Genomic DNA, 18,275 nt, shown 5'->3' with positions numbered 1-18,275 from the left:
CGTTTAATTGTCTAGTAAATTTAAACAATTAAACGAATTGAAATTATTAATTTTTTATTTTATGCGTCAATATTTGCATAAACTGCATTTTTCTCGATAAACTCTCTACGAGGCGGTACTTCATCCCCCATTAACATAGAGAAAACTTGATCAGCTTCTGCAAGACTATCAATATTTACTTGGCGCAAAGTTCTGAAATTCGGATCCATTGTAGTTTCCCATAATTGCTCCGCGTTCATCTCTCCAAGACCTTTATAACGTTGAATGTTAGCACTTCCTCCCATTCTTTCGTTAGCTTGATCACGCTGAACATCATTCCAAGCATATTCTTTTTTATTTCCTTTCTTAACTAAGTATAAAGGTGGCGCTGCGATGTAAACGTGACCTTCTTCAATAAGTTCTTTCATAAAACGGAAGAAGAACGTTAATATTAAGGTAGAAATGTGACTACCATCGACATCGGCATCACACATGATGATTACCTTATGATATCTTAATTTTTCTAAGTTAAGCGCTTTACTATCTTCTGCAGTTCCTACTGTTACTCCCAAAGCTGTAAAGATATTTCTAATCTCTTCGTTTTCGAATACTTTATGATGCATCGCTTTTTCAACGTTCAAGATCTTACCACGTAGCGGAAGAATTGCTTGAAAGTTACGATCGCGTCCTTGTTTTGCTGTTCCACCAGCCGAATCTCCCTCGACAAGGTAAACCTCACATCTTGCTGGATCTTGCTCAGAACAGTCTGATAATTTCCCTGGTAATCCGCCGCCACCCATAACGGTTTTACGCTGCACCATTTCACGCGCTTTTTTCGCCGCGTGACGTGCTTGAGCTGCTAAGATTACTTTTTGGATAATTAATTTCGCATCATTTGGATTTTCTTCCAAATAATTCTCTAGCATTTCTCCAACCGCTTGAGAAACTGGAGAAACAACCTCTCTATTTCCAAGTTTAGTTTTTGTCTGACCTTCGAATTGAGGTTCAGATACTTTTACCGAAATAATTGCTGTTAATCCCTCACGGAAGTCATCTCCAGCAATTTCGAATTTTAATTTATCTAATAACCCAGAAGCATCAGCATATTTTTTAAGTGTTCTTGTCAAACCACTTCTAAAACCTTGCAAGTGCGTTCCTCCTTCGTGAGTATTGATATTATTTACATAAGAAAAAATATTCTCTGTATAACTTGTATTGTAAATCAAGGCAACCTCAACTGGAATTTCGCCTTTATCATTATCCATACTGATAACATGAGAAACAATTGGCTCACGATTACCATCTAAATAACGGATGTATTCTTTAAGACCTTCATCAGAATGGAAAACTTCGCTTCTGAATTCGCCTTTTTCATCAACTTCTCTCTTATCGGTAAACGTAATTGTGATTCCTTTATTCAAGAAAGAAAGCTCACGCATACGTGCTGAAAGTGTATCGTATGAAAACTCAGTAGTTTGAGTAAAGATCGTATCATCTGGATAAAAAGTCTGGCGCGTACCTCTTTTATCCGTTTCTCCAATTTGTTTTACCGGATATAAAGATTTTCCTCTTTCGTATTCCTGCTCATAAATTTTACCTTCTCTAAATACAGTAGATTTCATATGAACAGAAAGGGCATTTACTACAGAAACCCCAACCCCGTGCAAACCTCCTGAAACTTTATATGAATCTTTGTCGAATTTACCTCCGGCACCAATTTTTGTCATTACAACCTCAAGTGCAGAAACTCCTTCTTTTTTATGCAAATCAACAGGAATACCACGTCCGTTATCTTCAACTGTAACAGAACCATCTTCGTTTATCGAGACACCAATTGTGTCGCAATGCCCTCCCATGGCCTCATCAATAGAGTTATCAACAACCTCGTAAACTAAATGATGCAGTCCTCGAACCCCTACATCTCCAATATACATTGATGGACGCATTCTTACGTGCTCCATTCCTTCTAATGCCTGAATACTATCTGCTGAATAATTGTTCTTCTTGATTTCTTCGCTCATATAATTTATTCTAAAAATGTATTTACTGTCTAACACGCAAATATATAAAAACGCGAGCTATATACCCAGTAAAATACGACTTAAAGCACTTAAGTTATCAACACAATTGTCTGAAAAACCAAAAAATAACGATAAAAATGAATTTAAATTCTATTTTTCTGAAAATCCCAAAATTTTAAATACCAAATTCCAGTTTTGAAAATCCCAAATCCCAAATCTCAAATCCCAAATCTCAAATCCCAAATCTCAAATCCCAAATTCCAAATCTCAAATCCCAAATTCCAAATTCCAAATTCCAAATTCTAAATTCTAAATTCTAAATTCTAAATTCCAAAATCTAAATTCTAAAATCTAAATTCTAAAATCTAAATTCTAAAATCTAAAATCTAAATTCTAAATTCTGCCTAATACATTAAAATTAAAAAACCGAAATCACATTAAAATGCATTTCGGTTTTTCTATATCAGCTCCAACTTGGAATTTGGAGTTTTATTTTTTAAAGTTTTTCCTTTTTCTTGGAATTTGGAATTTAAAAAAATTGGAATTCCTCTTTTCTAAGCAATAACACTAGTTTTCACTGGCTCAAAATTACCATTTAAGTGGGCAGCATTTGCTCTTCCGCTTGGATCGAGGTTTTCTTGCCATTTTGGAATCCATTTACGAACAGTTTGTGCCGCGCTAACCTGTGGATAGAATTTATGAAAAATCGATCTATACAAGTACGCTTCTTTAGTCGTTGGCGAGTTGTATGGAAATTCTGCGCTTGCTCCAGCCAATTGCTCATCTGAAACTTGCGTAGCGCAATATTCAATTAATTCATCAACCCAATTATACCCCACTCCATCAGAGAATTGCTCTTTCTGACGCCATAAAACTTCTGAAGGCAAATAAGCATCTTCAGTATCAAAAGCTTTTCTTAAAATGTATTTTTCAACGCCATCATACGTTTTTGGCTGTTTCTCTTCTGTTTTAATTCTAATTGCAACATCCAAAAATTCTGTATCCAGAAACGGAATTCGCACTTCTAGACCATTTGCCATTGTTGTTTTATCTGCACGCAACAAATCGGCTGTAAATAGCTTCTGAACTCGTTCTATAGTTTCATCCTGAAATTCTTCTTCTGAAGGCGCATTTCTAAAATACAAATGCCCTCCAAAAACCTCATCTGCACCTTCGCCAGACAAGATCACTTTTATACCTTGATCAGCAATAGCTTTTGAAAGCAAATACATTGGAACACCAGATCTAACCGAAATAATATCATAGGTTTCAATATGACAAATTACTTTTTCTAAGGCCTCCACTCCTTCTTCTACAGAAAAATGAATTTCGTGATGTTCAGTTCCTAAAAATTCAGCTGCTTTTCTTGCTGCAGTATTATCTGGAGCATCCGCATCTAATCCGATAGAAAATGAATGCAATTTCTCTCCTTTTTCTTTTAACAACCTTGAGGTGATAGCCGAAATCAATGAAGTGTCCAAACCTCCCGATAACACAACTCCTAGAGGCACTTCTGCCAATAGACGTTTGCGTGTTGCCTGAATTAAGCTTTCGCGAATTAAATCTAGATCTAATGGCTGAGTTGCATTTTTATGATCTTCGTATTCTGGGCGATAATATTTTACAAAACCTGTTTTTGCGGTATAATAATGTCCTGGAGGAAAAGTAGAAAACGATTTGCACTGGTCTGCAATAGATTTCATTTCTGACGAAAAATAAATTCTTCCTCTTTCATCCAAACCATAATACAAAGGTTTTATTCCAATTGGATCACGGCCAGCAATATATTTATCGCCGTCAATAACCACAAAAGCAAAATCCCCATCTAATTTGTTGCAGAAATCATATCCAAATTCTTCATACAGATGCACAATTACCTCTGAATCTGATTCGGTTCTGAAAGTATGCTCCTTTAAAACTGTATTTTTAAGTTCCTGATAATTATAAATTTCTCCATCGTGCACCATCCAAGCTTTACTAGTTCCTTGAATTGGCTGTTTCCCCGAGTTAAGATCAATAATCGATAGGCTTTCATGACAAAGTATACTGCCATTTTCCATAATATGAATATCGCTTTCATCAGGTCCGCGATGCGACATTCTCTCAGAAAGTTCTTTTACAAGCTTGGGGTCTTTTCCTTTGCCAATAACGGCTAACAATCCAGACATACTATTCTATTTTTTATTTTTATTCTGATGTACCAAGCTCAAACAAGCTGTACATTAAAAAATCATTAAAATTTCTGCTTAAAAGCAAAACTAAATATTATTTTCTGCTTTCCTACATTTTGCATCCTAAAATTTCAGGGTTTAACTTTTATTTCGACGAAAGTCATACATGAAATAAATTTTAATCGATTACCAAAACTTTTTATTTTAACATATTGAAAAACAGAAACTTTTTTAGACAAGAAAGACGCTCTCATAAAAGAACGTCTTTCGGCAATATATATACTAATTCTAAAAATTAAACTCTTAATTATTTAACGTAAGCATCATCGTGAACATTAGCTACTGCTCTTCCTGACGGATCATTCATGTTTTTGAAAGCCTCATCCCACTCCAAAGCGATTTTTGTACTACAAGCCACACTTGCTTCCTGAGGCACGCATAATGCTGCAGCATCGCTTGGGAAATGTTCTGTGAAAATTGAACGATAGTAATACTCTTCTTTAGAAGTTGGAGTTTGCAATGGGAATTTGAATCTTGCGTTTGCCAATTGCTCATCTGAAACTTCTCTAGCTACCACTTCTTTCAAAGTATCAATCCAGCTGTATCCTACTCCATCAGAAAACTGCTCTTTTTGTCTCCAAGCAACACTTTCTGGAAGCATATCTTCAAAAGCTTTACGAACAACCCATTTTTCCATCGGATGCTCTTTGTTGATCATTTTATCTTGTGGGTTGATGCGCATTGCAACATCCATAAATTCTTTATCTAAGAATGGCACACGCCCTTCGATTCCCCAAGCAGCCAAACTTTTGTTTGCACGTAAACAATCGTACATGTGAAGTTTTCCTAATTTACGAACGTTTTCTTCGTGGAATTCTCTAGCGTTTGGTGCTTTGTGGAAATATAAATATCCTCCAAATAACTCATCTGCTCCTTCTCCAGAAAGAACCATTTTGATTCCCATAGATTTGATCACTCTCGCCATTAACCACATTGGAGTCGAAGCTCTCACTGTAGTTACATCATACGTTTCAAGGTTGTAAATTACATCACGAACTGCATCTAATCCTTCTTGGATAGTAAATTTGATTTCGTGGTGAATAGTTCCAATATGATCTGCCACTTTTCTTGCTGCAGCTAAATCTGGAGAACCTTCCAATCCAACTGAGAAAGAGTGCAATTGCGGATACCAAGCATCTGTAGTATCATCTGACTCAATTCTTTTTTGAGCAAATTTCTTAGCTACAGCCGAAGTAATAGAAGAATCTAAACCTCCAGAAAGTAAAACTCCGTAAGGAACGTCACTCATTAATTGTCTGTGAACCGCAGCTTCCAATGCTTTTCTGATTTCTGGAATACTAGTTTCATTGTCTTTTACTGCATCATATTCTGTCCAGTCTCTTTTGTACCATTGTACAAATTCTCCGTCTTTACTTGATAAATAATGTCCAGGAGGGAATAATTCGATTTTTGTGCAATATCCTTCCAAAGCTTTTAACTCAGAAGCTACGTAGAAAGTTCCGTGCTGATCCCATCCAATATATAATGGAATAATTCCCATGTGGTCACGAGCTACGAAATACTCATCTTTATCAACGTCATAAATTGCAAATCCGAAGATTCCGTTTAATTCATCAACAAAGCTTACTCCTTTTTCTTTATATAATGCTAGAATAACCTCGCAGTCGCTTTCAGTTTGAAAGTTATATTTACCAGCAAATTGTTTACGAAGATCTCTGTGGTTGTAAATTTCCCCATTCGCAGCCAAAACTAATTTTTTGTCTTCAGTAAATAAAGGTTGCTTTCCTGACGCTGGATCTACAATTGCCAAACGCTCATGAGAAAGAATCGCTTTATCATTGCTGAAAATTCCGCTCCAGTCTGGTCCACGGTGACGGATGATTTTTGACATTTCTAATACTTGAGGTCTTAACGCTTCGGCTTTTTGTTTAAGATCAAAGGCACATACAATTCCACACATAATTTTATATTTTAATTCTTTAAATTTTATTTTGATAGGGCAAAGATGAAGTATTAGTTACAATTGGAAAACACAAACATTGATTTCAATTACAATTTAAAACCAAATTTTTATTTTTACATATAAAATGTAAAATTTTAGCATTAAAAAAAGACCTAAACTTTAAATCCTTAATTTTAAGCACAAAACTGCTTTCAAATTTAAAGTTTAAAGCGGTTTTTAAAATTAATTTACAAGACATTTCTATTATAAATGGAAGATTCGTAAAGAAGAGATAAGAAACTGTTCTGGAATTATTATTTATACAATCGTTTATCAATTTCAACAAAGAAAACCCTTAAAGGTAGTTCGACAAAGTTTTTTCATTAACTAATTTCAAAACATAGCCCGCGGTTTTAATCGCGGGACGCAATATATACAATACGTTTCCCGTGGTTAAAACCACAAGCTATGTTTAATAAAAGATAAATATAAATGATATGTGTTATGGAATTGCGTACGAAGATTTGCTTCGCCTATTCGCTATCGCTCGGGTCTCACTCATCGGAATGACATTCTTTGTAATTAAGGCAGTGCTTTAAAAAAATAAACGATTCCCATAATCACGAACATTCCTAGTAATAGCCAATGCTTAAAACTTGTGGCTTTTATTTGAAACTTATAAAGTTTATCATTTTCTGTAACATCTCTTTTCCATAATTTATGAATCTTATAAAAGGCATAAGAAGCACCAAAGAATGAAAAACTACATATTAAGTGCATAAAATTCATATACTAGCTAATTTCTTCAATAGTATAATGCGTCTTGTTAATCTCAAATTGAAACCCATCCTTATTTCCCATTAAATGATTTCCTAACGGAGATTGCGGAGAAAGTGCAATAACATTAATTCCGTCAATTGCTATTTTTGGAAGTGCAACACTCACATATAAATAAATTCCGTTTGCTTTTACCAGACTTCCTAGAACAATGTTTTCTGTCGTTTTTAGCGGATCTATCTTGTCTAAAATTGCTTTTTGCTCTAGTGCTTCTTTTAATTTATTGGTGAGTTTTTCCTGTTCGATATGCATCATAGACAAAGCCGTTTCGTGTTTGTCACCAGCTGAACCTTTTGCATCATTTTTTGAATCTTCGGTCAAACCCGAAATCATGTCTTTAAAAACATCAATTCGGTCTTGAACCATTTGAGTGTAGTGAGAATATATTTTTTCTTTGAAAGTCATTTTTTTTTAAAGGTACTGAGGTTCTGAGATGCAAAGGTGCAAAGGTTTTTTTCTTTGTCTAAATTTTTATTCGAAAAAAGTTTTTGGATACACCACTTCTCCATTTACATCTTTTAAACCATCTTCTGCTAATGCAATTACCATACAGTTTTCAGCTGGAACATCAAACGGCATTTTGATATTGTATTTTTCGCAAAGTTCATATCCGAATCTTGGATAATAATCTTGATGGCCTAATAAAATAACCGATTTAAATCCTAAACTTTTTGCAATTTCATGTCCATGTAAAATCAACTTTGATCCAATTCCTTTTCCTTGAAATTCTGGTAAAACCGAAACTGGAGCAAGTGCTAGTGACTGAAAGATTTGAGATTCACTTTTTATTTCAAGTTTAGTAAATAAAATATGGCCGACAATTCTATTATCAATTTCGGCAACAATAGACAGTTCTGGAATAAAAGCATCCGATTTTCTTAATCTCTCTACCAAAAACTGTTCTTTATGGTCGCTGTATTCTTCCTTTTCGAAAGCTTTTTCTATCAAATGAAAAACACTTTCAAAATCATTTTTATTTTCTTGACGTAATATAATTTCCATTTTATAAAATTAAAAAAAACAGCCACGAATTCACGAATCTACTCCAAAAAATTCATGAGCTCATGGCTGAAAAAAAAAAGGCACATTCATTTTAAATGTTTTTGTGCCTAAGTATCTTTATGGCAAAGATCTCTTAAAAATCAAATTTATAATTTGCGCCTCCTAAAACTTGGAATCCTTGTACAGGATAATTCAACCATTTTTCGTAGGCTTGATTTCCAATATTGTTCAATTTCAAGAAAAACGTTAATCTTTCGTTGAATTTGTACCCAACATGCGCATTCGCATCAAAATAGCTTTTTAGAGTTATTGGCGTAGCATCGACTCCTAAAGAAGTATTGGTCTGCATATCTTTTCTTTCTCCTACATAAAACACATTCAATCCTGCATACCACTGCTTTGTAATATTAACGTCTAAAGTCGAACTTAATTTCATTGTTGGCAAATTCCATGCTTCAACTACGTTGTCAGTATTGTAACTATTAAAAGTTCCGTTGATTCCAAAAGTTACATTTTGAGAGAAATCGGCTTTTAATTCTCCGTAGAAACGGAACGTTCTAATATCTTCATAAACTACTCCAAACGAGTTCCCGAAAGCGTAATCTTCATTTGTAATTACTTCTGTATAGTCATTTGCTTTAAACAGCGCTTTGTCTTTTTCATTCAAGTAAGAAGCAGTCACGTTATAATTTACATTGTTCGCCAATTTTCCTTTTAATCCAGCAAAAATATTGTATTGCGTACTTGATGGACGCATGTTTAATGTTGGAGACAAAAACGGATTTTCGCTTACAAAATCAGCATAAGAATTTTGGTTTAAACCTCCATTTACTCCAGTATAGAAAATCATTAAATCCCCAACCAATTTATACGAAGCATTTACTTTTGGATAGAAATAAAATTTATTGCCGCTATTTTCAGAATCTGCACTGTAATAAATTCCAGCCCCTAATTCTAATGTCCATTCGTTTTCATTGATTACAAAACTTGGTTCGATTCCAACATTTGTAAAACTATATTTTAAAGCTTCTGTATTATCCTGTAAATAATTGTTTTTGAATGAACCGCTAACATGATCTACAATAAGATTTGTTTTAATTGCCTGATCCATTACATCAACAGTAAAAGTTGGCTTTACATAAAATCTGTTTTCTGACGAAGAATAACTGTCTGAAAAATGCGTGAATTTTGCCGAAAGTTTACTGAAAATGCTTTCGTTAAATTCTGCATTTCCGCCAACCCAAATTGTATTATAAGAATGATCTGGATTAATGCTGTTTACCAAATCATAACGCTGATCTGGAATTGTAGAGCCAAAATCTGATGGAAGTCCGTACCAGTTATAAATCTGATTTTGATATCCTAAATCTACTCCCCAAGTATTATCTCTATTGTTTTGACCATAACCAACATTAATTGATGTATCATAAAATTCATCGTTCAATTCTACATCTTTAATTCCGCCTTGAGAAGAGTGGTGACGAAACATTCCTGCCACATAATCATTATTGCCTAAATCTTGGTTTACGAATAATTCACCATTTAAAGTGCTGTAGTTTCCAAGCCCTAAAGTGGCGTAATTATTAAACAATTTTTCTCTTTTAGCTTTCTCAACGCCTTCTGCTTTTCCTTTTGAAGGCGTAAAAGTCGAAGCCACAGGAACAGACAAAATACTGTATTTAATAACTTCCTTTGGCTGATTACCGCTATCGTCAAGCGAAGGCGTTTCTTTTACTTTAAAAGCATCTGAAATAGTAGGCGAATAAGGTTTTACTACGTTTACAGTTTCGGTTCCAATACTTTCATTTTTCTTCTGTGCAATCGAAAACTGAGCAGTAAATAACACTAACAAAATGATTATTTTATGTCGGCAGTTTAATTTCATATTTCTTTATTTTAAGAGAATAGAAAAAAGATTCAAGAAGAAAGACTTCTCTTTTATCTTTAATTTTTCTCTATATTTTTTATTCTATTTCTAATATCTTGTCTCTTTGTTCTGGCTTCTATTTTTCTAATTCCTAAGCTTCCCACTCACCTTTAGCCACAAACTGAGCTTTTCCTCCTATTCTAATATCAAACAGATCTCCGCTTAGTTTTCCATTAAAATAAATCTCAGATGGACGTCCGATGTAATCTCCTTGATGGTTTGTCAATTTAAATTCAGGCTTATGATATTTTAATAAAAAAGCCTGTAAACATGTACTGGCACTTCCTGTTGCAGCATCTTCTACCAACTGATTATGCTCGATACACAACATTCTGCTAAACAGTTTTTCTCCTTCTAAATAATAAAAGTATAACCCCCTATGATCTGTTTTGCAGTGCTGTTTCATCCATTCATCAGCTTTATCTTTATCTAAAACCAAATTTTCAAGAGCTTTTTTACTGCTTAAACCAACCATTACAAAAGCGCTTCCTGTTGTTACTTCCTGAATTGGAAACTGATTCTCGAAATCACTTACTTGGAGATTACTGAAAAAAGTAAAATCTATTTTAGAAAAAGTATCCCAAAACTTTGGCTGCGCTGCTTTCAACCAAATCAAATCATCTGATTTATTGATTGCGATTGGTCCAATCGGCACTTCTAATTTTATTTCGTTAGGTGAATTATCAAAAATCTTATTCATTAAAACCCAAGAAGTTCCAATTATTGGATGTCCCGCAAATTGCATTTCGTGAGCCGGGGTAAAAATTCTAATTTCTGCTTTATTATTGGCTTTATCCAGTTTGGTTACAAATGTGCTTTCCGCAAAATTAATCTCGCGCGCCATCTGCTGCATTTGTGCTGTACTTAAATTTTCTGCATCCATAAAAACCGCCAGCTGATTTCCAGCGTATTTTTTATCAGCAAAAACATCAACTATGTAAAAAGGTAAATTCATTTCTTTCTTTTTTTTAGAGAAAAGAACCAAGATGAAAGATAAAAGACTTTTCAATCTTGCTTCTTGTTTCTTTCTTCTAGAAATTCTTGCTTCTTGTCTCTTTCTTCTATTTTTCTCTCTATCTATTAATCGACGAATTTGTTTTAGACTCTTCTGCTTTAATAGCTCCTAATTCTTTTTTCGCTTCTTCAACCACATCTGGATAATCTGTAAAATTGTTGATTACGTTGTCCAAAATATACGTCGCTTGGTAACTATCTTTTAATCCGTAGAAGTTTTTCGCCATCAACACTAAACCTTTTGCTCCGTAATATTTGTAAGCAGAATAGCTTTTTGCCAGTTTTTGAACAGCAGTATTCGAAGCATCATATTTCCCTTCTTTTGTTTTAAAATACGCATCATAATACAAAGCTTCTGCTGCCAATTCTCCTTTTGAACTTGTCATTAATTTAGCGTAAGCTGTTTTCGCTTTATCTTCATTTCCTGTTTGAATCGCCGCTCTTGCTACAATGATTTGAGCATCGGCTTTTACTCCAGCATCAGATTTTGCATTTTCTAAAACTTTTTCAGCAGCAGTAACCGAATTGTCATAGTCTTTTTTGTCATAATAACATTTCATCAAGTTTGCCTGTGCGAAAGTTTTGTTCTGCGGATAATCTGCTTCTGTTTCTAAACGTTTTAAAACCGGAATTGCTTTATCACAATCTTTTGCTTTTAAGTAAATCTGAGCCAATCTGTTTAAAGCCTGTTCTGTAAATTCATTTCTAGGCTGATCGATTACATATTGATAATTTGATGTCGATTTTGTTTCAGAACCTTCAGCATAGTAAAGCTGCGCCAGATAGAAATTAGCTTCTAAAGCGTGTAGTCCTGCTGGGAATTTGTTCACATAACCACCAAAGCCCGTAATCGCAGCTTTGCTATTGTTTTGGCTATATTGTTTGAAAGCAGCATCATAAGTATCGTTATCTAATTCAGCATCCGAAACTTCAACAAAATCTAAAGTACGAACCCAAGTTGCATATTCGTCTACTTTTCCAGAATCAACATAGATTAATCTTGCTGTGGCAACTGCTTCTAAAGCCTCTGGCGTTTTTGGGAATTCTGCCGCAACTTTCTTGAATTTCGTTAAAGCCTGCTGATCGCGATCTGAATTGTAATAAATCAAACCTTGTTTTAAGATTGCTTTTGAAGTAAAAGACCCGTTTTGGAATTCTGAAATCAATTGATCATATGTTTTCAAAGCCTGATCGTTTTTCTTTTCTGCAACGTAAGTATTTCCTAATTCGAACAAAGCATCATCTCTGTAAGATGATTTTTTGTACATCTGAAGGAAATTATTTAATTCATCCACTTTCTTCGAATTATTTGACATAAATCCGTAAGAAAGTGCTTTTTGAAATTGTGCATAATCGGCATCTACACCTTTTGCTGCGATTGCTTTTGCATAAGCCTCATTTGCCGCACTATATTTTGAAGTCACAAAACGACAGTCTCCCAAACGCAAATAAGAATCGTTTAAACGAACTTTATCTGAAGGCGAATTATCGATCTGAGCTTGAAAAGAATTTGCTGCCTGATCGTATTCTTTCAGTTTAAAATACGTGTAACCAATATTATAATTGATGTTTTTATATTCGTCTGTAGACTTTGCAGCTGCCATTCCAGCGAACTGTTTGTAAGTCAGCAGGGCATTTTGCATGTCATCATTCAGATATTCAGTTTCTGCTTTCCAGAAAGTAGCACGTGCCGTAAACTCAGGCGTTTTTTGTTCGCTAATAGTATTTTTGAACATTTTACCCGCTTCTTGGTAATTATTTTCGTTATATAATTCCAATCCGCGGTAAAAAAGCACTTTTTGGTACGCTGCTTTATTTTCAGCAGTTCTGTTTTTTTCTAATAAAACTAAAGCCTCTTTGTAGTTTTTAGAAGAAATGTAAGAATCGACCAATAATTTCTCTACTTCTGCACGGCTTGAATTGTTTGGATATTTTTTAAGGAAATCTAATAAAATACCTGGAACAGCTTGATACGCGTTTCCAATATCATAACTTAATTTAGCGTAATTTAAAGCGGCATCTTCTTGAATCTGTGCATTAAAATCCATTTCAGAAGCATTCTTGAAAGCATTTAAAGCTTCCTGCTTTTTTCCTGTATTTAAATAACTTAAACCCAAATGGTAATAAGCGTTTTGGGCAACAAAATCTTTTCCTTCGATAATTTTGTTGAATTGAGAAATTGCTTTCTCATACTCTTTCTGCTCATAATAAGCGTAACCTAACTGATAAAAATCGGTATTGTTCCACTTCCCTTTTTTTCCAGCATATTGCTCTAAATACGGAATTGCTTTTCCATATTGCTTCAAATTGAAATAACTTTCTCCAATAATTTTATTCAGTTCCGATTTTTCAATATCGTTTGATTTATTCATGGCTACCAATCCTAAATCAATCGCTTTTTGGAAATTTCCTAATTTGAAATTCATGTCGGCCTGATAATACGAAAGCTTTTCTTTGTATTTTTCTTCGCCCGAAACTTCATCAAAATACTTTGTCGCCTCTTTATAATCGTCACCTTCATACGCCATAAAACCTAAGTAATATTTGGCTTGAGAACCATATTCTTTAGAATTGACAACTTTATTAAAATAATTGGTAGCTTCTTTTTTCTTTTTAGCATTAAAATAGCTGTAGCCTTTCATGAAGTTAAACTTGTCCGATTCTGTTTTGCTCATGTAGCTTTCGTCCACTTTATCAAACCATTGTAATGCTTTTGGATAATTTCCCTGCTCGAAGAAAAATTGAGCAGCTTCAATATAAGCTTGGTTCTGCTTGGTGCTCGTTGGATAATCATTAACGAATTGCTCTACCAAAGCATCTGCATTTGCTTTGTTGGTTCTTATAGCGCAATTGGCAATGTAAAAAGCACAATCAGATTGAACCTCTTCGTTTCCTGCATTGTATTTTACTTTTTCAAAAATCAATTGAGCCGAAGCATATTGTTTATCATTATATAAAGCCAGTGCTTTGTCAAAATCCTTTAATTCGTAAGTATAAATAGCCGATTTTTGTGCCGTAGCTATAGTCGAAGCAAGGATAATTTGGTATATAAAGAACCTGGAAAGTTTACGCATTTTAATAATATTTAGTATTCAAATGTATCATTTTATAAGGGTTATAACGAAACGTTTTGAGGTTTTATTATGAACAAATATTCCACAATAAACATTTTAGCTCGCTATAAAAATTGAATCTGAGCCATTGTAAGAACGATAAGTTATTATAAGTTAGGAACTTTTGACAGATTAACCAAAATGAACTTAGATTGCTTATAGGGTTTAAATTTTCATTCGTTTTTCTAGAATTTTTCTTAAGAAATGATTGAAATTTATTTTGAATACAAGCGTTATCTTATTACTTTTACCATTCAAACCAATTTTATTATGTCACAAACCGTACTGTCTCTTAAAGAAGTCACTATATATCAAGAAGGAAGAAAAATTATATCTCACATTAATTTGGATGTTAACCATGGTGAGTTTATCTACATTATCGGAAAAACTGGTTCTGGAAAAAGTAGTTTCCTAAAAACTTTATATGCTGATTTACCATTAATTGAAGGTGAAGGACATATTGTTGAATTTGATTTGGCTACTTTAAAAGAAAACGACATTCCGTATTTAAGACGTAAAATCGGAATTGTATTTCAAGACTTTAAATTACTTCCAGACCGTTCAATCAAAGACAACATGCTTTTTGTTTTAAGAGCTACAGGATGGGTAGAAAAAGAAGCCATGCAACACAAAATTGATGAAGTTTTGGATAAAGTAGGCATGAAAGATTTTATGAACAAAATGCCTCATCAGCTTTCTGGAGGAGAACAGCAGCGTGTTGCGATTGCAAGAGCATTGCTTAACGATCCAGAATTTATTTTAGCCGACGAACCAACAGGAAACCTTGATCCACAAACTAGTTCTGAAGTTTTAGAGGTTTTAAAAGCAATTAATGCTGCAGGTAAAACGATCATTATGGCAACACACGATTATGCTTTATTGATGAAATTCCCTTCTAAAACCTTAAAATGCGAAGATGAAAGAATCTTCGAAGTGGTGCAAAGAAGCGTGTAATGCTTTCCATTTTAATTCCGGTTTATAATTACAATGTTTTACCGCTTGCAAGCGAACTCGTAAAGCAATGCAATTCTTGCGGAATTACTTTTGAAATTCTTTTTTTAGACGATGCTTCTCAAGAGTTTACAATTGAAAATGAAAGAATTAATCTATTCGAAAATGCTTCTTATTCTATTTTAGAAAAAAATATAGGACGAAGTGCCATTAGAAATTTACTGGCAAAAAAAGCGGTTTACGAAAATTTACTTTTTTTGGATGCCGATACAATGCCGGTTCACAATACTTTTATTTCTAATTATATTTCAGAAATAGAAAACAAAACGGTTTTCGGCGGACTTTTGTACAAAAATAAAAAGCCTCGACAAGAACAAGTTTTACGCTGGATTTATGGCAAAAAAAGAGAAGCCTTAAGTTTATCCGAAAGAAATAAAAACCCATCAAATACCGCGTTGGTTTCTAATTTATTGATAAAGAAAGAAATTCTAGATCTCTTTCCTTTCGATGAAAATCTAACAAAATATGGCTATGAAGATTTGCTTTTTTTTGCCGTTTTAAAATCTAATGAAATTGAGATTAAGCATATTGAAAATCCCGTTTTTCACTTAAATTTAGAATCTTCCTCTTTATTTCTAAGCAAAATAAAAACTGCATTAGAAAATCTAGTTTTTTTAGATAATTTGAATAAAATATCTAAAAACGAAAGTAAAATCATCGGTTCTTTTGACTTCTTAAAAAAAATGAAACTGATTTCTATTTTTAATTTTGTTTTTAAAAAATCGGAACAAAAAATTGAGCGAAATTTGCTTTCAGACAAACCGTCACTTTTTCTGTTTGACATTTATAAATTAGGTTATTACTGTTTTCTTAAAACAAAATAAATGGCTTTTTTTTCCATCATAATTCCTCTTTACAATAAAGAGAACTTCATTGAAAATACGATTCAAAGTGTTTTGAATCAAACTTTTCAGGATTTTGAAATTATTGTCGTAAATGATGGATCGAAAGATAAAAGCGAAGAGAAATTACTTCAATTTAAAGATTCTAGAATACAGTATTTCATTAAAAAAAATGAAGGTGTTTCGGCAACTAGAAATTACGGAATCGAAAAAGCAAATGCCGATTTTATTGCTTTTCTTGATGCAGATGACTTCTGGCATCCAACATTTTTGGAAAGTATGTATACTAACATTTCAAAGCTTCCAAATCAAAAAGTGTTTTCTGCTGCGATAGAATTTGAAACTTCAAAAAAAGTAATTTCGGCACAATATTCAATTTCCAAAACAAATGATGATTTTGAAATTGTAAATTATTTTAAAGCCAGTTTAAAAGAAACCGTTTTGTGTACTTCCTGCTCCGTTTTTCATAAATCCATTTTCGAAGAAATTGGACATTTTGACACCAAAATTAAAAGCGGAGAAGACACCGATTTGTGGATCAGAATTGGGCTTGTTTACCCTGTTGTGTTTTCTTGGAAAGTATTGGCGCGTTATATTTACGATCCAAAAAGTCTTTCGAAAGACAAACGTTTGATTAAAGAAAAAATGGATTTTTCAAAGTTTGAAATAGCAGAACAAACAAACTCAAATTTAAAAAGGTTTTTAGATTTAAATCGTTTTTCGCTTGCGATAAAAAGCAAATTAGCTGGAGAAAAAACGCTTTTCTATAACTATTACAACGCAATAGATTTAGAAAATTTAAGTTGGAAGAAAAAAGTTTTACTGCGTCTTCCTGCATTTATTTTACGCATTCTAATTTTCTTTAAAACCTTTTTAGCCAATTTAGGATTTGGTTCATCTGTCTTTAAATAGTCGGAATTTTTTGTATTCTCGAATATAGTCTCCTTCACTAAACTCGCCAGAAGACAAAACCAGACAAACACTTCCTGAAGAGAAATTTTTAAGTTCACGCCAAATCCCAGAAACAATAAGCAAGCCAACATTTGGTTTATTTAGCGTAATTGTTTTAATGTTTTTTCCGTCTTTCAAAACCACATCAAAACTACCGCTTAAAGCAATTAAAAACTCTTGCTGTTCAATATGTGCATGCCCTCCTCTTTTGCTTCCGCTTGGCACATCGTACAGATAGTATACTCTTTTGGAAACAAACGGAATTGTATCTCCTTCTACAACAGAAAGATTTCCTCTACGATCCTGAATTTTAGGAATTTCAATGAGTTGAATATCTGAAATATTCGTTATTATTGATGATTTAGAAGATTCTTCCATTGTTCTGCAATATTTTTTAAAGACAAATGTTTTACACTTTCAGCAGCATTCTTTTTACAAAAATTATATAATTTGCTATCATCTGCAAATTTATTCATCGCTTCTGCAAAAGCTTTCGGATTATGATTTTCAACTAATAATCCATTAAATCCATTTTGAATAATTTCTCTAGGTCCAGAATTGCAATCAACAGCAATTACAGGCGTTCCCAAAGCCAATGATTCTACAATAGATAACGGAAAACCTTCAAAATTACTGGTCAAAACGGTAAATTTAGCTTCTCGAACCTCATCAAAAGGATTTTCTCTGAAAGGAAGAATCTTAACATAATTGTTCAAATTCAATTCTTCAATTTTCTGCTGAATAAAATCCAAATCTTTCCCAGATCCCATTACATGCAAATGATATCCTTTTTCATATATTTTTGATTGAGAAAAAGCTTCTAGCATCAGTGTGAAATTTTTCACTTTTTCTTCAAATCTTCCAAAAAATAAAATCACTTTTTTGGGCTCCAAAATTTCTTTTCTTAGTTCTTCTTCCGCAATAAAAAAAGGATTGTAAATTGTTGTTGTATTCTTTAATTGAAATAGACGATTAACTTTTTCTTCAATCGCTTTTGAAACACAAACTAAGGCTTCTACATTCTTATAAAGTATTCTCGACCAAAACTTTGAGGAAGGAAAATAAATCTGAAAATTATAGCTGTGAACGATATAAAAGATTTTTAAATTTCGATAAATAAATCTCGTGATTAACTCCCGCAATAAAACATTTCGTGACCGCCCGTCTATAACAATTTCAATATTATTCTGAATCAGATAATTTCGCAATAGCTTTCCTTTTTTTAGTTTTTTAAAAAAAGAAAACGAACCCAAATTTTCTCTTTCTAAATTGAATAAAGTTCCTGTATACGAATAATCTACACAATCATTAACAATAATAGAATGAACCTCAAAACCAGAATCTTCTAACATAAAAGTCAGTAAACCCGCAAAACGTTCTGCCCCTCCTTCTCCTAATGAATGCGAAACAATAGCAACTTTCTTTTTACTCATGTTTTAACCAA

The 18,275-nt window shown here is 33.3% G+C and carries 14 protein-coding genes; 3 read left to right on the top strand and 11 right to left on the bottom strand.

Features of this window, described 5'->3' with window-relative positions:
• Window positions 1-59: 59 nt before the first annotated feature.
• The 9 genes from gyrB to RB618_RS21465 all read right to left on the bottom strand — a co-directional run bounded on the left by gyrB (window position 60) and on the right by RB618_RS21465 (window position 13,988).
• Window positions 60-2,000, bottom strand: coding sequence for a DNA topoisomerase (ATP-hydrolyzing) subunit B (gene gyrB, locus RB618_RS21505; RefSeq protein WP_111377948.1), 1,941 nt, complete (start codon window positions 1,998-2,000; stop codon window positions 60-62).
• Window positions 2,001-2,554: 554 nt separating this feature from the next.
• Window positions 2,555-4,168 carry an asparagine synthase B gene (gene asnB / locus RB618_RS21500; protein ID WP_308070682.1) on the bottom strand — a complete coding sequence of 538 codons (1,614 nt, stop codon included), beginning with the start codon at window positions 4,166-4,168 and terminating at the stop codon, window positions 2,555-2,557.
• Between the two features lie 310 nt (window positions 4,169-4,478).
• Window positions 4,479-6,152: an asparagine synthase B gene (asnB, locus tag RB618_RS21495; protein WP_308070681.1), complete on the bottom strand. Its 1,674-nt coding sequence runs from the start codon at window positions 6,150-6,152 to the stop codon at window positions 4,479-4,481.
• Window positions 6,153-6,716: 564 nt separating this feature from the next.
• Window positions 6,717-6,923, bottom strand: coding sequence for a hypothetical protein (locus RB618_RS21490; protein WP_308070680.1), 207 nt, complete (start codon window positions 6,921-6,923; stop codon window positions 6,717-6,719).
• A 3-nt stretch (window positions 6,924-6,926) separates the two neighbouring features.
• Entirely contained in the window at window positions 6,927-7,376 is a 450-nt protein-coding gene (locus RB618_RS21485; RefSeq protein WP_308070679.1) for a hypothetical protein, read from the bottom strand.
• A 66-nt stretch (window positions 7,377-7,442) separates the two neighbouring features.
• The gene (locus RB618_RS21480; protein ID WP_308070678.1) at window positions 7,443-7,973 is read right to left on the bottom strand and encodes an N-acetyltransferase; all 531 of its coding nucleotides are present in this window, start codon (window positions 7,971-7,973) and stop codon (window positions 7,443-7,445) included.
• Between the two features lie 133 nt (window positions 7,974-8,106).
• A complete protein-coding gene (locus RB618_RS21475) occupies window positions 8,107-9,858 on the bottom strand; it encodes a TonB-dependent receptor (protein WP_308070677.1) in 1,752 nt (583 codons plus the stop codon).
• Between the two features lie 133 nt (window positions 9,859-9,991).
• Window positions 9,992-10,855 carry a PhzF family phenazine biosynthesis protein gene (locus tag RB618_RS21470; protein WP_308070676.1) on the bottom strand — a complete coding sequence of 288 codons (864 nt, stop codon included), beginning with the start codon at window positions 10,853-10,855 and terminating at the stop codon, window positions 9,992-9,994.
• A 118-nt stretch (window positions 10,856-10,973) separates the two neighbouring features.
• The gene (locus RB618_RS21465; RefSeq protein WP_308070675.1) at window positions 10,974-13,988 is read right to left on the bottom strand and encodes a tetratricopeptide repeat protein; all 3,015 of its coding nucleotides are present in this window, start codon (window positions 13,986-13,988) and stop codon (window positions 10,974-10,976) included.
• A 309-nt stretch (window positions 13,989-14,297) separates the two neighbouring features.
• Here RB618_RS21465 and RB618_RS21460 point away from each other — a divergent pair, with 309 nt between their 5' ends.
• The 3 genes from RB618_RS21460 to RB618_RS21450 are packed head-to-tail and all read left to right on the top strand — an operon-like array spanning window position 14,298 to window position 16,792.
• The gene (locus RB618_RS21460) at window positions 14,298-14,981 is read left to right on the top strand and encodes an ATP-binding cassette domain-containing protein (protein WP_308070763.1); all 684 of its coding nucleotides are present in this window, start codon (window positions 14,298-14,300) and stop codon (window positions 14,979-14,981) included.
• The gene (locus RB618_RS21455) at window positions 14,981-15,862 is read left to right on the top strand and encodes a glycosyltransferase (protein ID WP_308070674.1); all 882 of its coding nucleotides are present in this window, start codon (window positions 14,981-14,983) and stop codon (window positions 15,860-15,862) included. The genes RB618_RS21460 and RB618_RS21455 overlap by 1 nt, the downstream gene beginning before the upstream one ends.
• Window positions 15,863-16,792: a glycosyltransferase family 2 protein gene (locus RB618_RS21450; RefSeq protein ID WP_308070673.1), complete on the top strand. Its 930-nt coding sequence runs from the start codon at window positions 15,863-15,865 to the stop codon at window positions 16,790-16,792.
• Here RB618_RS21450 and RB618_RS21445 read toward each other — a convergent pair.
• Both RB618_RS21445 and RB618_RS21440 read right to left on the bottom strand, forming a co-directional pair.
• On the bottom strand, window positions 16,775-17,209 hold the full coding sequence (locus RB618_RS21445; protein ID WP_274255853.1) for an FdtA/QdtA family cupin domain-containing protein: 435 nt from the start codon (window positions 17,207-17,209) through the stop codon (window positions 16,775-16,777). The two genes, RB618_RS21450 and RB618_RS21445, sit on opposite strands and share 18 nt — an antisense overlap.
• Window positions 17,182-18,264, bottom strand: a complete 1,083-nt coding sequence (locus RB618_RS21440; protein WP_308070672.1) for a glycosyltransferase — start codon at window positions 18,262-18,264, stop codon at window positions 17,182-17,184. Before RB618_RS21440 ends, RB618_RS21445 begins: the two co-directional genes overlap by 28 nt.
• Between the last annotated feature and the right edge of the window lie 11 nt (window positions 18,265-18,275).

Origin of the sequence: Flavobacterium sp. LHD-85 (genome assembly GCF_030929595.1) — a bacterium.
In the GTDB taxonomy this organism is placed as follows: domain Bacteria; phylum Bacteroidota; class Bacteroidia; order Flavobacteriales; family Flavobacteriaceae; genus Flavobacterium.
The sequence above is the reverse complement of the archived record's forward strand: the minus strand, read 5'-3'. Positions and strand labels throughout refer to the sequence as shown.

What these genes read in the sequence shown, in the direction of transcription:
- gyrB (WP_111377948.1), bottom strand. Translation starts at nt 2,000, where the DNA reads ATGAGCGAAGAAATCAAGAAGAACAATTATTCAGCAGATAGTATTCAG.
- asnB (WP_308070682.1), bottom strand. Translation starts at nt 4,168, where the DNA reads ATGTCTGGATTGTTAGCCGTTATTGGCAAAGGAAAAGACCCCAAGCTT.
- asnB (WP_308070681.1), bottom strand. Translation starts at nt 6,152, where the DNA reads ATGTGTGGAATTGTATGTGCCTTTGATCTTAAACAAAAAGCCGAAGCG.
- RB618_RS21490 (WP_308070680.1), bottom strand. Translation starts at nt 6,923, where the DNA reads ATGAATTTTATGCACTTAATATGTAGTTTTTCATTCTTTGGTGCTTCT.
- RB618_RS21485 (WP_308070679.1), bottom strand. Translation starts at nt 7,376, where the DNA reads ATGACTTTCAAAGAAAAAATATATTCTCACTACACTCAAATGGTTCAA.
- RB618_RS21480 (WP_308070678.1), bottom strand. Translation starts at nt 7,973, where the DNA reads ATGGAAATTATATTACGTCAAGAAAATAAAAATGATTTTGAAAGTGTT.
- RB618_RS21475 (WP_308070677.1), bottom strand. Translation starts at nt 9,858, where the DNA reads ATGAAATTAAACTGCCGACATAAAATAATCATTTTGTTAGTGTTATTT.
- RB618_RS21470 (WP_308070676.1), bottom strand. Translation starts at nt 10,855, where the DNA reads ATGAATTTACCTTTTTACATAGTTGATGTTTTTGCTGATAAAAAATAC.
- RB618_RS21465 (WP_308070675.1), bottom strand. Translation starts at nt 13,988, where the DNA reads ATGCGTAAACTTTCCAGGTTCTTTATATACCAAATTATCCTTGCTTCG.
- RB618_RS21460 (WP_308070763.1), top strand. Translation starts at nt 14,298, where the DNA reads ATGTCACAAACCGTACTGTCTCTTAAAGAAGTCACTATATATCAAGAA.
- RB618_RS21455 (WP_308070674.1), top strand. Translation starts at nt 14,981, where the DNA reads ATGCTTTCCATTTTAATTCCGGTTTATAATTACAATGTTTTACCGCTT.
- RB618_RS21450 (WP_308070673.1), top strand. Translation starts at nt 15,863, where the DNA reads ATGGCTTTTTTTTCCATCATAATTCCTCTTTACAATAAAGAGAACTTC.
- RB618_RS21445 (WP_274255853.1), bottom strand. Translation starts at nt 17,209, where the DNA reads ATGGAAGAATCTTCTAAATCATCAATAATAACGAATATTTCAGATATT.
- RB618_RS21440 (WP_308070672.1), bottom strand. Translation starts at nt 18,264, where the DNA reads ATGAGTAAAAAGAAAGTTGCTATTGTTTCGCATTCATTAGGAGAAGGA.